This is a genomic window from Bacillus sp. FSL H8-0545, from assembly GCF_038006105.1.
Lineage (GTDB): Bacteria > Bacillota > Bacilli > Bacillales > Bacillaceae_G > Bacillus_A > Bacillus_A cereus_U.
The window spans coordinates 1,361,939-1,377,894 of the sequence record NZ_JBBOUO010000001.1 but is presented as its reverse complement, the minus strand read 5'-3'; the positions used below and the strand labels follow the sequence as shown (position 1 = coordinate 1,377,894).

The following is a 15,956-nucleotide window of genomic DNA, read 5'->3' as shown; positions in this document are numbered from 1 at the left end:
TGGGACGGTTTTTCGTTAAGAATAGGTTGCTCTTATTGTCGCATTTTGTTATTAAGTCGATATAATTTCATTTACTATCGCAATCTTAACAAAAAAGCAAATAAATCTATTCAAAAGTTATGCTTTTGGGACGTTTCCTTTACTTAACGTATAGTTGTTGATTCGGATAGATTTGCTCTTGTCGCAATCCATTCCTCACTTTAATTTCCTCAACTGTCATACTAAATTTCCGAGCAATACCAACTAAAGTATCACCTTTTTGTACAATATATAGTGATGATGACACAACTTGATTTTTTTGTTCATTCAAAACAAGCAACGGATTCATCGCATTCCTTTTCTCCATCGTCCATCTCCCTTGATGCACTTCTAAATGTAAATGCGCTCCTCGCGATTCTCCTGTATTCCCTACCTCTCCAATTAGCTCTCCTTTTGAAATGTTATCCCCTTGAACTACATATCTCTTATTTAAATGTGCATAAACAGCCTCATATTCTCCATGTTTAATAAACACAACATTTCCATAACTACTTGAAAAATAAGACTTTGTCACCTTACCATTTTGAATAGCTGCAACAGGCGTTCCAATAGGCGCAGCTATATCAATACCATAGTGTTTCCCATGTCTTGTCCCAAAATAATCACTTAGCTGCCCATCAACAGGCCATATCCACTGATTCTCTTCAGCGTAAACATGTAATTGAGATAAAAATAATATACTCAATATCACCACGCCACATTTTAACGCTTTCATATACATCCTCCGTTTTCTAATAACCGTCATACCTTCTCTATTGTGGGATATTACAGAAAAAAGTATACAAAAAAAAGAAAGTGAATTACTCCACTTCCTTCTCTTCTTTATTACGAAAAACAAGTGCACTGCGATTATATTCCACATCTTTCACTTGTAAACGTGCATTTATTACTCTAGCAAGCGCAAATAAATAATCAGATAACCTATTTACATACTTTAGAACAATTTCATTGGTTTCTCCTTCTTTTTGCAAGGACACTATACAACGTTCTGCTCTTCTTATAACTGTACGTGCAATGTGTAGTGCAGCCGATACCTCGCTACCGCCTGGTAAAATAAAACGCTCTAACGGCGGCGCTTCTTCTGTATACGAATCAATTCGTCTCTCTAAATACTCGACCATCTCTATCGTTACTTTATAAGGGATTTTCTTCTCTACTATTGCTAAATCCCCTCCACAATCAAATAGTTCATGTTGAATATTTTCAAGTTCGTTATAAATATTCCGAAAACATTCCTCTTGCAATTTAGACATGGCATATCCGATATGAGAATTCGCCTCATCAATTGTGCCATAAGCTTCTACACGTATATGATCTTTATCCACTCGGCCACCTATGACACTCGTTTCCCCTTTATCACCTGTTTTTGTATAAAGTTTCATTTCATTATGGCACCTTTCTTTTTATTTTCATTCTGATTATTAAAGAAAAAAACTTTACCATTCTTTATTTAATTGCACTTACAAAAAAATAAAAAACAGTAAAGCTTTTATTCGTGATCAACTTTAAAAAACTTATACATCTAAATTATACGATTTGGTAAATATACAGAGAATATAGTTCCTTCTCCAACGACACTTGATACAAAAATCTTCCCGTCATGACCTTGAACAATATTTTTAGCAATCGCAAGCCCGAGTCCTGTTCCAACTTTTTTCCCGCGCGTTCTTGCTTTATCAGCTTTATAGAATCGATCGAACAAGAACGGAATATCTTCTTCTGGAATACCAGCACCTGAATCTTGCACTTCGAAAGTAAGGCCACTATTTTTCGTATTAATTACAAGTGTAACATGTCCACCTGCATTTGTATGACGGATTGCATTATCAATTAAATTCGTCAGTACCTGTTCCATACGGTCTGCATCAAACGGATATCGTTCAATTGGACTTTGGAAATCCACTGTTAATTGGACTTCTTTATCCTTTGCAATCCCTTGGAATTTACGGCCAATTTTTTCGACAAATGGATGAATATCTACTTCACCTATATGTAACTCTACATGTCCACTTTCCATACGGGCTAAATCTAATAACTCATTTACAAGTTTACCTAAACGAACAGATTCATCATAAATAATTTGAACAAACTCATTAATTTCCTCTTTCGTTTGCACAATATCATCTAAAATTGCTTCACTATATCCTTGAAGCATTACCATCGGTGTACGGAGTTCATGTGATACATTTGCAATAAAGTCTTGACGCATTTTCTCAAGACGCCGCTCCTCCGTCATATCTCGCAATACTGCTACAGCTCCACGAATTTTTGTCTGATTGTAAAGCGGTGTCATAAGAACTACGTAGTTACCTTTTTGCAAATTAATTTCAACAACTTGTTGTTGCTCACTTTCTACAACGAGATGGAATAGTTCAACAAGTTCAGAAGGCAGTTTTTTACTTAACTCCACTTCTTTTTCTTCTTGCCAAACTTGTAAGAAGTGTTCTGCCGGTGGGTTGATAACAACGACTTCACCTTCTTGGTTTAACGTAATAACACCATCTGCCATACTACTCAAAATGCTAGCTAACTGCTCCTTTTCTTGCTGCAGGGCATTCATATTAAACTTCAACTGTTTCCCCATTTGATTTAAAGCAGTTGCAAGTTCACCAATTTCGTCCTGCGACACCATAGGGGCTTTCGTATCAAATTTACCGCGCGCTACCTCAAATGCAACCTCACGCATTTTACGGAGCGGTGCCGTAATTCGAGTAGATAAGAAAAATGCAAAGAAAGTTGTTAAAATAATCGCAATCCCGGCTGATAAGAAAATAAAATCAGTCGTTCTCTCCATACCTTGTATTGGAACTTGCAATGATTCATATACAAACACTGCACTTTGATTTTTTGACTGTACTGGTTTCCCGACGATCATAATATCATTTTCAGTGTTCTTATTCTTCCTACTATTAGAAGCTTTTCTAATATTATTCTTAATATCCTTTTTATCTGTAAAAACAGCTGCTAATTCTTTATCACTTTTCAAATCATCTATTGTAAGAGTAACTAATCCTTCTTGTTTCGGCGAAGAAGAAATTTCCTTACCATCTTCTACAATGATAATCCTTGAAAGTGGATCAGAAAATTTGTAAGCAATATCCTCAATCGTTTTTACATCGGCACCTTCTTCAATTAATTCCGTGACACTTGTTGCAACTTTCTGAAGCCTAGCTTCACTCATATCAACATAATACGTTCTAAAAAACTGTGAAAGTAAAATAGCAACAAATCCAAGAACAAACGAAACGAGAAGTAATATGGTCATCCATAACTTCCCTACTACACTTCTCCAAAGCATCAGTCGTTCACAACCTCAAACTTGTAACCAACGCCCCAAACGGTAACAATCATCTTCGCTGCATCTGGTGATTGTTTACTTAACTTTTCACGTAAACGCTTTACATGCGTATCAACTGTACGTAAATCTCCGAAGAACTCATATTGCCATACTTCTTTTAACAATTGCTCACGGTCAAAAACTTTATCCGGAGCTTTCGCTAAGAATAATAGTAATTCATATTCTTTCGGTGTTAAGTTTACTTCATTGCCATCCGCTGTAACACGGTGCGCATCATTATCAATTGTTAAATGAGGGAACACAGTAACATCTTTCGTCGTTGTATCTTGTGTAAAGAATGTCGTTGGTACAGCGCGGCGTAATACCGCTTTCACACGAAGTACTACTTCACGCGGGCTAAACGGCTTTACGATATAATCATCAGTTCCAACTTCAAACCCTTGCACCCTATTTACTTCCTCACCTTTTGCTGTCAGCATAATAATTGGCGTCGCTTTCTTCTCACGAATCCCTTTACACACTTCGATACCATCTTTACCAGGCATCATAATATCCAATAGGATTAAATCATAATCATTTTGTAACGCCATTTCTAAAGCTGTATCACCATTATCCGCTTCTTCAATTGTGTATTGCTCTCTTTCTAAATACATCTTTAATAAACGACGAATACGATCCTCATCGTCTACAATTAAAATTCTTGATTCATTTTCCATTTCTACCCGCTGCGTATTTTTACCACAACGGTTTACACCTACCCTTCTACAATATAATGTTGCACCTATCCTCGTTTAATTAAGCATTTTTTAACGTTCCACTTCCCATATTATGCTTCACAAGAATAATAAAGTTTGTTCATTTTTTTTCCAAAACTATGTATTTTTTTTGAACAGTATATTTGGTCCTCGACATCATTTTACAGAATCAACCACTACTTTGTCATGTTTTTCTCAAAAAAGAAGAAAAGTTGACAAAAATAAAATAGGAAAGTGACATACACTCTCCTATTTTATTTCTCTATGCATATGAATGTAAACCCGCGATAATTAAGTTTACTACAATAAAGTTAAACATAATGATTGCAAAACCAATTACTGCAAGCCAGGCGGATTTTTCTCCATGCCATCCTTTAGATAAACGTAAATGTAATACCGCAGCATAAAAGAGCCAAGTAATAAGTGCCCAAACTTCTTTTGGATCCCAACCCCAAAAGCGCGTCCAAGCGATTTGAGCCCAGATCATTGCAAAGATTAATGCTCCTAATGTAAACACTGGGAATCCTATCGCAATAGAACGATATCCGATTTCATCTAATAAATCACTATTCGTATTCTTTACTAACGGCTGAAGTGCCGCTGACACTCGCTTACGTAAAACAAGTCTTAATACAATATAAAGTAGTGTTCCCACTAACACGGACCAAATAACAGTATTTAATTTTTTCGCATTTACAATCGCCGGGACTTCAACTGTTGGCTCTAATTTATTTTCTGTCATTAACTTCCCTTCATGCGGTCCAACTAAAGCAGGGAGATTATACTTCATCTCAACTTGTTGTTCATTTTTATCAATCCATTGAAACTTCGCTTCGTATTTCATACTAGAAAATACCGTTGTTATTCCAATAAATCCAACTGTACAAACAAGTGTGAAAACTACTGTCTCTAACCAAAATGTACGCTTACTTCTTGTTGATTGATCTACATTTTTCAGTAAATACATTACGCCTGTAATAAAGCTAATTGCTAATATTGCTTGTCCCGCTGCCGCTGTCGTTACATGAATATGTAGCCAATTACTCTTTAAAGATGGGATAAGCGGCGAAATTTCTCTCGGGAACATACTTGCATAAGCGATTAATAAAAGAGCTACCGGTAAAGCAAATAAACCAATAATACTTACACGATATACAAAGTACATAATGATAAAAGCTCCCACAAGCATCATACCGAAGAAGGTACCAAACTCGAAGAAATTACTAACGGGTGCATGTCCTGATGCAATCCATCTTGTAATAAAATATACTATTTGCGCAATAAATCCTAAAATTGCTATAGTTATACCTATATTTGCCCACTTATGACCTTTTTCTTTAATTGATCCTCCAAAAAATAAAGTTGCAATTAAATATAAGATGAACGCGGCGAACAGAAAATTACTACTTATTTGTACCATATCGTTTCCCCACCTTAACTAATTTTTTTATCATTCATTTTATCGTGTGGTTGTGGAATCGCTGTTCCTTCTAGTACTCTTTCAATATCTTTCTTTAAGCCGAACCAATTTTTATTCGTATGGCCTGCAACCCACCATTCATCATTAACACGTTGTATCCAAATACGGCGATGGTTCCAATACATACCTTGAATCACACCAACCATAAATATAAATCCTCCAATACCGAGAATCCAAAGCGTCAAATCTTTTCTTACTGTAAGAGCTGTTGCATTTTGCATTTCCACACCTGCAAATGACATTTTATATTTATTATTCCCGTCAGGCTCTATGTTTTGCTGAATACCGACGAAACTAACTTCACCATCTGGTGTTTCCGGGGTAAACATTTTAAAGACGAATGCAGGATTATTCGGTAATTTTGTTTTCGTATTCGGCCTTCCATTCTCATCAAAATAAAAATCAGGAAAATAGCTTAATAGTTCTAGAGAATGCCCATTTCCTAAATCATATTTTTCTGTAGGATTCGCTAAATCTACTTTAATCGGTCCCCACTTTTGATTATTTTCTTTGTTTTGCAAATGGAAAGACATGCTTTTAAACTCACTTTCTTTGTAATCCACTTGATAAACAGCAAATCGATCAAATTTCAGTGGCTCATTCACTCGAATTTCAGCTTCTTTTATCTTTTCTAATTTTGGTTTTTGACCCGCTATATTTTCTCCTACCGCTTTATATAATACAGCATTTGTTTGGAAGTTTTTCGCAATCATTTTATCACCAACACGATCAATTGCTTCATCAAAAACTTCTTTATCCTTACTCTTATCATAAACTTCCTTGATAAACTTTTCGTTTTTCAAATAGTATTGACCATCTGTTCCTGGTATTTCTTTCGTTTCACCGTCACGTAACCAAAGTGCTTCATCTACATACATACTCGGTAAAAAACGTAGCATTGCACCGAATAGAAAGATAATAAGACCAATATGGTTTACATATGGACCCCAACGGGAAAAACGTCCCTTTTCCGCTAAAACGTTCCCGTCTTCCTCTTTCACATTATAATTACGTTTCTTTAAATTAATTTGAACTCGTTCTAAGTCACCTTTATGCGGCGTACCAGTCCCGTACACTCTCTGTCTTTTTAAAAAACTTGGGTGTCTTTTCACCCCTTGTTTTTTTAAAGCTTTATAAAGAGGAATGACACGGTCTAAACTACATATAACAAGTGAAATACCAATGGAAGCAATTAAAATCATGTACCACCATGATCCATATAAATTATTAAATCCTAATTGATAGTATAATTGTCCTAAAAATCCATACTCGGTCTTATAATATTCAGCTGGTTCGATTCCTGGAGTTATGTACATTTCTTGGGGAAAGATAGTTCCTATTGCCGATGCAGCTAAAGTTATTACAATTAACCATACACCTACTTTTACAGAAGAGAAAAAACTCCAAATTTTATCGACTATCGTTTTTGTATGTGTGAGAGATCTCCGGGCACTCCCCTCATATCTCATATCCAATAATTTCATATTTTCATTACTTTCAAATGGTTTCCCACATGCTTCACAAAAAATGGTTCCTATCGGATTAACATGTCCACATTCACACTTAATTTCTTTCAAAGCTCTCACCGCCCTTTTATCTATATGTACTATTGTATATTCCAGCTTAGAGTTACCGTAATACTCAGAATTTTTAAAGCGAAGGCGCTATACGTAAGCACCTCTTATGTAAAGGCTTTCTTAATTATGGAGTAATTTTCTTTAAGTACTCTTCCAATTGTTCCTTCGTTTGCTCACCTATAATTTGCTCTACTACTTTGCCTTCTTTATCAATTAAAAAGGTTGTTGGTAATGGGCCTACTCCATATGTACCTATGATCTTTTGCCCTTTATCAATTGCAACTGGGAATTTCAAATCATATTGTTTCACAAAGTTCTTCACTGCGATATCCGTTTCATCTGCATCTAAGGCAATAATTTCAACGCCTTTTTCTTTATATTTCGGATATAACTCATTCATATAAGGCATTTCTTTTTCACAAGGTTTACACCAAGTTCCCCAAAAATTTAAAAATACACCTTTTCCCTTTAAATCTTTTAATTCTATATTCTTTCCTTCTAAATCAGTTACAACAAAGTTAGGTGCTTCTTTTCCAATTTGCATTTTCTCTTTATCAGTAAAAAATCCTTGATATAGCGTAAACCCTACCGCACCGCTTAAAATGAGCAAAATGATAACACGAAATAATAAGCGATTTTTTTTCATATTGTCTCCCCTCTCTTCGACGAGTGATAAATATATGTATTTTTTAATAAATCACCAGCGGAGCATTCCACTGGTGAAAGTTTCACAATATAAATTAGCGAGGCTTTGTAGAAGCCAATGCACGTAATTGTTTCACCTCATGTGGTGTCAATTCTCTTGCATCACCAGGACGCAAGCTACCCACTTCTAAAAAGGCATAACGTTCACGTTTTAGTTTCATTACTTTACAATCTAACGCTTCAAACATGCGGCGTACTTGACGGTTACGTCCTTCATGAATCGTTAATTGTACAATCGCCATCTCTTTACGCTTGTCCCAAGAAATAATTTTCACTTGTGCTGGTGCTGTTTTCCCATCTTCTAATGCAACACCTCGTTCTAACATGCGAATTTTATCACCTGTTAATGGCCCTTTAATTTTCGCAACATACGTTTTTTCAACCTTATATCTCGGATGCATTAATACATTTGCAAATTCACCATCATTTGTCATCAATAATACGCCAGACGTATCATAATCTAAGCGTCCGATTGGGAATAAACGTTGTCTAATTTCAGGGAAAAAGTCTGTTACAACATTTCTTCCTTTATCATCTGATACACTTGAAATTACACCAGTTGGTTTATATAGTAAAAAATAAACAGGTTCTTCTTTTTCAAGAGGGATGTTATTTACTTCCACTTTATCTTGAGGAGTTACTTTTGTTCCTAACTCCTTCACTATTTTTCCATTAACTTTCACTTTCCCTTGCTGAATTAATTCCTCAGCCTTTCTTCTCGATGCAATACCTGCTTGCGCAATCACTTTTTGTAATCGTTCCATCTCTTTTTTTCACCTCAAATTTATCTTACCTTACATTAGAAAGACTTGGCAACCGCCTAAGCTTTATGCCATTTACTTCGCCTATCTTTAACAACATAGCAATGATAATAAACGTATAAAGGCTATACCACGTTTTCACCCTTTATTATTATTTACACTTTTTCATGTTGTCCACGATAAAAGTTCACCATTTTGTCAAAAATACCGCATAAAAAAACCACTATTAAACTACACGTTAATAGTGGTCGTATACCTATTATAAGCGAAATAGCGAAAAAAATGAATAGCATTACCGAAACAATAGGGAAACAAACACAATCGAACAAATAATTCCGATTAAATCCGCAAAAAGTCCCACCTTTAATGCATCTCCCATTTTTCTAATACCGACAGCCCCAAAGTATACTGTTAATATATAAAAAGTCGTATCTGTGCTACCTTGCATCGTTGAAGCTAACCTACCAATAAACGAGTCTGGCCCATATGTAGCGATTAAATCGGTCGTAATACTTAAACCAGCAGATCCCGAAATCGGACGTATAAGTGCAAGTGGAACGATTTCGGCTGGTACATGAATAAAGTCTAACATCGGCTTCATTACCGATATCATCGCATCTAAAGCACCTGATGCCCGGAAAATAGAAATAGATACAAGCATTCCAACCATAAACGGCAAAATGGAAACCGCAATTTGAATCCCTTCTTTTCCGCCCTCAACGAACGATTCATACGTTGGAACTTTCTTTATCGTGCCATACAAAAGGATAAAACCAATTACACAAGGAATTACCCATAATGAAATTGTATTTACAATACTCATTTTTTCCGCCCCTTTCTACTCCTTCTCCGGTAAAAATAGCGGTCAATCCAAATCGCTCCAATCATCGATAACACTTGTGCTATAAATGTTACGCCAACGATTTCAGTAGGGTTTGCTGATTCATAAGTCATTCGAATTGAAATGACAGTAGTCGGAATTAATGTAATTGCTGAAGTATTTAATGCTAGAAACGTCACCATAGAACGACTTGCTGAATCCTTTCCACCATTTAACTCTTTCAGTTGTTCCATTGCTTTAATACCTAAAGGTGTTGCTGCATTACCTAACCCAAAAAAGTTCGCCATCATATTTGATAAAATGAATCCCATTGACGGGTGATCCTTCGGTATTTCTGGAAATAATCTTTTTACTATCGGCATAAAAAGTGATACTAACTTCTTTAACAATCCAGCTTCCTCAGCAATTTTCATTAAACCGAGCCAAAATACTAAAACACTAATAAGTCCAATACAAATCGTTACAGCATCTTTTGACCCTTCAAACACTGCTTTGGTCACTTCTTCCATCGTTCCATTTATCATGGCATACACAATCCCTATAACTGCCATCGCTGCCCATACGAGATTAACCATCTATCCCAACACCTATCATGTAAGAGAAGATTTCTTTTACATTATTCCAATACATTCCCGTTGTAGCTACTAACTTTCGTTTACTGTAAAACAAATTTCGTTCTCCAACTTTCTCGTTCCCTACATAAATTTCTGTCTTCCCAATCTTTACTCCATCCGTAAGTTTTTCACTTTTATCGAGCTCAACTTTCAATAACACGCTCTTTCTTTCCTCTTCAGTTAAAGGTACAGAAAAACTATTTTTCGTATAAACATGATTGGCATATTTCTTTTCATTTATTTCAGCGAGTGCGCCTTGTCCTAAAACTTTCGCTTGCTTATAGCGTTCAAAGCCTTTATCAAACAAATTCATATGATCATCCCAGTCACTAGAAGCACTCAAAGTTACGACAATTAAATCTAGTCCATCTTTTGAAGCTGTTGTGACAAGCGTCCGTCCTGCTTTCTTCGTAAAACCTGTCTTTCCCCCTGTTGCAAATTCATAATAAGATGTCACAAGCTTATGTTTATTTTTCCACGGATAATCCCAAGAATCTGATTTATACGTTTTTGTTCCAAAAATTTTCTTAAAGGTCTCGTTCCCCATTGCATATTTCGTTAATAATGCCATGTCATAAGCCGACGAATAATGCGATCCATCCCCATCCAAGCCATGCGGGTTTGAGAAATGTGTATCTTTCATTCCGATTTCTTTCGCCTTTTCATTCATTAAATATACGAACCCTTCTATACTCCCTCCCACATTTTCAGCAATTACTTGTGCTGCATCATTACCAGATCTAAGCATTAATCCGTAAACTAAATCTTCTAGCTTCACTTTTTGTCCAGGTTTTAAATAAATTGCCGATCCTTCTACTCGTACCGCTTCATTACTAACCGATACTAACTCTTTCATTTTTCCTGATTCAGCAGCTAACAATGCTGTCATAATTTTTGTTATACTAGCAATTTTTTGTGGCTCATGTTCTAATTTTCCATATAGAACACGACCGGATTGTTGTTCCATTAAGACTGCGTTACGAGCACTGACACCACCGTTCATTTTTGCATATGCAGGAATCGGCATAACGCTTGCGTACATTATAATTAGCGTAATTATTATACAAATTCGTCTCATATTTCCCCCCACGTCCTTTTGGCACTTTTTGTACAAGTGTATGCTTGGCCTTTTAAATTATGAACGAAATCTTCCTTCCACCTCCACTAAAAAAGACGCATAGGATATGCGTCTAATACGGTGTCCATTCAATTTGCTTCGCACTTTCAAATCTCTTTTCTACATCTGGCCAATTTACAACATTCCACCAATTTTTAATATATTCATCTTTTCGATTTTGATATTGTAAATAATACGCATGTTCCCATACATCCAGTACAAGGAGTGGTATCGTATCCCACTGTGTAAACAATTGATGAAGCGTGCTTTGCAAAATTTCTAATCTTCCGGACCGAGGCACCCATACAAGGATTGCCCATCCAGACCCCTCAACTTTCGAGGCCGCCTCTGTAAAATGTTTTTGGAAACGTAAGTAACTCCCAAAATCCTTCTCAATTTCTTGTGATAATGCCCCTCGTGGACCCCCGCCCCCATCTTTTTTCATATTATTCCAAAATATCGTGTGTAAGTAATGACCTGATCCATGAAAAGCCGCTTCTCTTTCCCAATGCTTAATTAAATCAAATTGATTTGTTTTTCTCGCTTCTTCCATCATCTTCTCTGCTTTATTTAATCCTTCCACGTAACTACGATGATGTTTATCATGGTGTAACATCATAATTTCTCGTGAAATGTACGGTTCTAGCGCATTATATGGATAAGGTAATGGCGGAAGGGTATGCCCCCCAATCGGAACAGCTCGTTCGCTATCCCCTCTTTCACATAGTTCATATTCCTCTCCTTCTTGCATAAATACTTCCTGTAAATGGTGTTGAATATGTTCTACATCCTCACTTATTTCATACATAAACTCGGCATCTGTGTCGTATTCATGCTCTTTCATACGCTCTAATAACGTCTGAATTTTATAAGCAAGCATATGGACATCATACACTTCCATTGCACGGCCATCTAATACGTGAAGAACACTTTCACACCAACTTTCTACTTCATGAAAGTAATCTGTAAATACACCTTGCTGACTCATGTTACACCTCCTTATTGCTATCCACTTAAATATATTCAATGAAAATCCCTTATATAACTGTACAAAAGGAAAAGAAGCTAAGTGTCCTTAGCTTCTTTTCCTTAATTAATATTTGTGCAACATTTTTGTTTGGTAATCTGTCTCATAATATTCTAGTTCTTCACGCATCAATTGAAATTTCCCTTCTAACTCCTTCATCACTCGTTCTATAGATACAGGAGGGATTTGCTGAAAAACAATAGAATTTTTCCCTGTATAAGCAGAACGACTATTTTCATACCAATGATCATTCTTTGGCGAAAAAAACTCTGCAATTACTTGATGGTAAATCTTATATAAAACTTTTTCAGCTGCGGTCTTTCGAAATGGTTGGCCATTCAACAAAACAAAACATGCATCAAGTCCTTCTTCACAAAAAACAAGAAGTCTTCTTATTGATGCTAATATACCTTTATAATATTGCTCGTTTCCTGTTGGTGTCTCCTCCAATAAAGAAGGTAACGTATGATAATTCACATAATTAGTTATCAAGGAAATTACATCTTCTAAAAATATAGAAACTTGTTCTGTTTGATTTTCAACCATCAAATTAGACATGGCTTCTCTCTCCTTTGCCGTTTTACGCTATTTCTACTCTTTTATTTTTATGTAATTCAGCTAATATTTCTTGTACTTTCACCACTGTTCCCTCGTCAAAGTATCGTTGAAAGTCTGTTACTTCATTGAGATACAAGCGCTTCTGCGCGCGTAGCTCTTTATTGTTCACTAAACAAGCGATCGCTACAATATCTCGTAAATATACGTCTTGTTCTTCTACTTTATAAACTGGATTTCCTTCAAAAGGGATAATTTCTTGTAAAATTTCTTCAAAATATCGAACATATAAGACAGAAAAGGTTTTTTCTTGATTATTTAATATATATGTCACTTCAGATCTATTAAAAAAATCTTCTGATGTATTCGGTTTTGCTTTTTCTAACTCATATCCTGCATAACCTATTATAATCATCTACTTCCCCTCTCTTCCTTCTTTCATCTTATCTTAACTTAATTTTCTGATAAACGAAATATTCTTTTAAATATAACCTATATAAAAAATAGCTTCCCTATACAGGAATTTACCTTTTTATTTTTCTTGAAGTTTGTCATAATAATATTATTGTCTCAGTTTTCTTACACAAGGAGAGTTGTATTTATGTCGTTTTCATGGAAACGTTTCTTACAAATCGGGAAAATAATCTTCCCATTTGTTGTCTTAACAATTGTTTTCTTTCAAGCTAAAAAAGAATTAGCGGGCATTTCTTTTTTAGAAGCAATTGAAACAATTAAAAACATTCCAACTGGTGGGGTATTTTTAGCGATTACACTCGGTGCATTTGCCGTTTCAACAATGTTCTTTTATGACTTTGTTATGCTTCGTTACTTAAAAGCAGATATACCTGTACAAAAGATTTTCCGTATCTCATGGATTGCAAACACTTTAAATGGATTTATCGGTTTTGGTGGTCTTGTTGGTGCCGGTGTACGTACAATGCTCTATCGTCCACATATAAAAGAGAATGGGAAACTTATTAAAAGCATTGCTTGGATGACAACCGCTTTTATTAACGGATTAGCCATTCTGTCATTCCTCGGCCTTATTGGGATATTAGACACTAGTTTTATTCTGCACGAAAAACCGTGGTTATGGCCTGTTCTTATCTTCTTTGCTCTTTTCGTTCCTATATATATTGGGTTTTCTAAAATTAAAAATAGAAAAACAAAACAGCTAGACGGACAAGAGACTGAAGAAGAAGAGAAAAATCCAACTGTTTTATATTCATTAGTTTCATTAGTCGAGTGGGTATCTGCTGGTATCGTTATGTACGTCATTTTAATATTGTTTGGAATTGATATCGAATTTCAAAAGTTTTTAGGTGTTTATGTAGTTGCTGCTTTAGCTGGTGTCGTAAGTCTTGTCCCTGGTGGCCTTGGTTCATTTGATCTTGTTTTCTTAACCGGACTAGGACAATACGGAGTTGATACAGGCGTATTACTACCCGCTATGTTATTATATCGACTTGTCTATTACATCTTACCATTCTGCCTTGGTCTCATTTTTGCAGCATTTGAAATGACAGGAGCGGCCATAAAAAAAATTGAAGATAAACCATTTATTGCACCTGCATTAGAAACAACTGGTGTAATTTGGACTTTACAACGTGATTTTTTAGGGAAATTAGGTTCATGGGCATCCGCCGCTTTAACCGTATTCGCTGGCTTAATGGTTATTCTATCAACAATTTTACCGACTAGTATAAATCGAGCTCACGCCTTACATATTTTAGCTCCAAAGCACCTTATTCAATTTTCTTTTAGCTTATCATTAACATTCGGTATTCTCCTCCTGATTCTTTCGCGAGGCATATATTATGGAACAAAGCGTTCTTACTATATGACGATTGTTTCTTTAATTGGAGCAGCAATTTTTAATACCCTAAAAGGAATTGATATTGAAGAAACCTTTATTTTATTAATCGTACTTGCTGTGTTGTATATGCTTCGTAAAAGATTTGTACGCGAGAAAATGGAAGTCTCTCTTTCTGACATCGTAAAAGTGTTTATCTTCTTATTACTTACGTTATATTTATATAAAAACTTAGGTATTTTATTTGCGGGTGCAAAAGAAGCGTTCCAACCTGATTTTGTCGTTCGAAATATTACACAAGTTAAACGAAGTGCATTAGCAGCAGCCTTTTTCGTTCCTACTTTTTTACTTATCGGTTCACTAATTGCCAATCGTTACCGTAGTCAATTTCCCGGGCAACCAGCAAATGATAAAAGGTTAGAAAACTTCTTAGATGAACATGGTGGGAACGTACTTAGTCATTTAGGTTTTTTAGGAGATAAACAGTTCTTCTTCAGTAGTGACGGAAAAGCACTTCTTCTCTTTTCAATTACTGGAAAACGTCTTGTTGTACTAGGTGATCCAATTGGTGATCCATCCTCCTACCGCACTGTGTTACAAGAATTTTTAGCTGAAGCTGATCGATTTGGGTATATTTGCGTATTCTATCAAATTGAAAGCAAATGGATGAGCTTATACCACGATTTCGGCTACAACTTCTTTAAACTTGGCGAAGAGGCTGTCGTTGATTTAAATACCTTTACAATAACAGGAAAAAAACGTGCTGGTATGCGAGCTACTTTCAACCGTTTTGAACGAGAAGGTTATACATTCTCTATTCATGAGCCACCATTCTCAGACGAATTATACAAGGAATTAAAGAAAGTGTCTGATGCTTGGCTCGGCGGAAAAAAAGAGAAAGGATTTTCACTTGGGTACTTCGATCGTGAGTATATTAGTCGTGCCCCTATCGCTACATTATCTGATGCAGAGGGAAAAATCATTGCATTCACAACCTTTATGCCAGTATATCAAAGTGGCATATTATCTGTTGATTTAATGCGTTATTATCCAGATGCCCCTAGCGGAATTATGGATGCAATTTTTATCCACTTATTCCACTGGGCAAAAGAAAATGAATACCATTCCTTTAATATTGGTATGGCACCACTCTCAAATGTCGGTTTATCAACGCAATCGTTCTGGTCTGAACGAGTTGCTGCTGCAATATTTAATAACGTTCGTTACACATATAGCTTCAGCGGTTTACGACATTTCAAAGAAAAATACAAACCTGCATGGAGTGGAAAATATTTAGCATTTCGAAAGAATCATTCTTTACCAATTACAATGCTCTCTGTAACAAAATTAATAGGAAATCGAAAAAACAGCTAA

15 protein-coding genes are annotated in these 15,956 nt (G+C 35.7%); 1 reads left to right on the top strand and 14 read right to left on the bottom strand.

The window, feature by feature from the left end; all coding sequences use genetic code 11:
* Window positions 1–139: 139 nt before the first annotated feature.
* The 14 genes from MHI07_RS07280 to MHI07_RS07215 all read right to left on the bottom strand — a co-directional run bounded on the left by MHI07_RS07280 (window position 140) and on the right by MHI07_RS07215 (window position 13,184).
* The gene (locus MHI07_RS07280) at window positions 140–754 is read right to left on the bottom strand and encodes a peptidoglycan DD-metalloendopeptidase family protein (protein WP_002201156.1); all 615 of its coding nucleotides are present in this window, start codon (window positions 752–754) and stop codon (window positions 140–142) included.
* Between the two features lie 85 nt (window positions 755–839).
* The gene (locus MHI07_RS07275; protein ID WP_002149412.1) at window positions 840–1,421 is read right to left on the bottom strand and encodes a cob(I)yrinic acid a,c-diamide adenosyltransferase; all 582 of its coding nucleotides are present in this window, start codon (window positions 1,419–1,421) and stop codon (window positions 840–842) included.
* 140 nt (window positions 1,422–1,561) lie between these two features.
* Window positions 1,562–3,337, bottom strand: a complete 1,776-nt coding sequence (resE, locus tag MHI07_RS07270; protein WP_340822810.1) for a sensor histidine kinase ResE — start codon at window positions 3,335–3,337, stop codon at window positions 1,562–1,564.
* The gene (resD, locus tag MHI07_RS07265) at window positions 3,337–4,053 is read right to left on the bottom strand and encodes a DNA-binding response regulator ResD (protein ID WP_002158614.1); all 717 of its coding nucleotides are present in this window, start codon (window positions 4,051–4,053) and stop codon (window positions 3,337–3,339) included. The genes resE and resD overlap by 1 nt, the downstream gene beginning before the upstream one ends.
* 301 nt (window positions 4,054–4,354) lie before the next feature.
* Complete coding sequence (resC, locus tag MHI07_RS07260; protein WP_016104313.1) at window positions 4,355–5,512, bottom strand: cytochrome c biogenesis protein ResC; 1,158 nt, start codon at window positions 5,510–5,512, stop codon at window positions 4,355–4,357.
* A 14-nt stretch (window positions 5,513–5,526) separates the two neighbouring features.
* The gene (gene resB / locus MHI07_RS07255) at window positions 5,527–7,149 is read right to left on the bottom strand and encodes a cytochrome c biogenesis protein ResB (protein ID WP_340822804.1); all 1,623 of its coding nucleotides are present in this window, start codon (window positions 7,147–7,149) and stop codon (window positions 5,527–5,529) included.
* A gap of 124 nt (window positions 7,150–7,273) precedes the next feature.
* Window positions 7,274–7,795 carry a thiol-disulfide oxidoreductase ResA gene (gene resA, locus MHI07_RS07250; RefSeq protein ID WP_002064495.1) on the bottom strand — a complete coding sequence of 174 codons (522 nt, stop codon included), beginning with the start codon at window positions 7,793–7,795 and terminating at the stop codon, window positions 7,274–7,276.
* A 94-nt stretch (window positions 7,796–7,889) separates the two neighbouring features.
* Window positions 7,890–8,618 (bottom strand): 23S rRNA pseudouridine(2605) synthase RluB, encoded by a 729-nt coding sequence (gene rluB / locus MHI07_RS07245; protein WP_002064494.1) that lies wholly within the window; start codon window positions 8,616–8,618, stop codon window positions 7,890–7,892.
* A 289-nt stretch (window positions 8,619–8,907) separates the two neighbouring features.
* Complete coding sequence (gene spmB / locus MHI07_RS07240; RefSeq protein WP_002086660.1) at window positions 8,908–9,438, bottom strand: spore maturation protein SpmB; 531 nt, start codon at window positions 9,436–9,438, stop codon at window positions 8,908–8,910.
* Complete coding sequence (gene spmA, locus MHI07_RS07235; protein ID WP_002086662.1) at window positions 9,435–10,031, bottom strand: spore maturation protein SpmA; 597 nt, start codon at window positions 10,029–10,031, stop codon at window positions 9,435–9,437. The genes spmB and spmA overlap by 4 nt, the downstream gene beginning before the upstream one ends.
* Entirely contained in the window at window positions 10,024–11,148 is a 1,125-nt protein-coding gene (locus MHI07_RS07230) for a D-alanyl-D-alanine carboxypeptidase family protein (RefSeq protein WP_002158617.1), read from the bottom strand. The genes spmA and MHI07_RS07230 overlap by 8 nt, the downstream gene beginning before the upstream one ends.
* Window positions 11,149–11,260: 112 nt before the next feature.
* Window positions 11,261–12,175 (bottom strand): superoxide dismutase, encoded by a 915-nt coding sequence (locus tag MHI07_RS07225; protein WP_340822799.1) that lies wholly within the window; start codon window positions 12,173–12,175, stop codon window positions 11,261–11,263.
* Between the two features lie 105 nt (window positions 12,176–12,280).
* The gene (locus MHI07_RS07220; protein ID WP_002149419.1) at window positions 12,281–12,772 is read right to left on the bottom strand and encodes a YpuI family protein; all 492 of its coding nucleotides are present in this window, start codon (window positions 12,770–12,772) and stop codon (window positions 12,281–12,283) included.
* 22 nt (window positions 12,773–12,794) lie between these two features.
* A complete protein-coding gene (locus tag MHI07_RS07215) occupies window positions 12,795–13,184 on the bottom strand; it encodes a hypothetical protein (RefSeq protein ID WP_002158619.1) in 390 nt (129 codons plus the stop codon).
* A 186-nt stretch (window positions 13,185–13,370) separates the two neighbouring features.
* Between MHI07_RS07215 and mprF the strand changes: the two genes are divergently transcribed.
* Window positions 13,371–15,956, top strand: a complete 2,586-nt coding sequence (gene mprF, locus MHI07_RS07210) for a bifunctional lysylphosphatidylglycerol flippase/synthetase MprF (RefSeq protein WP_340822794.1) — start codon at window positions 13,371–13,373, stop codon at window positions 15,954–15,956.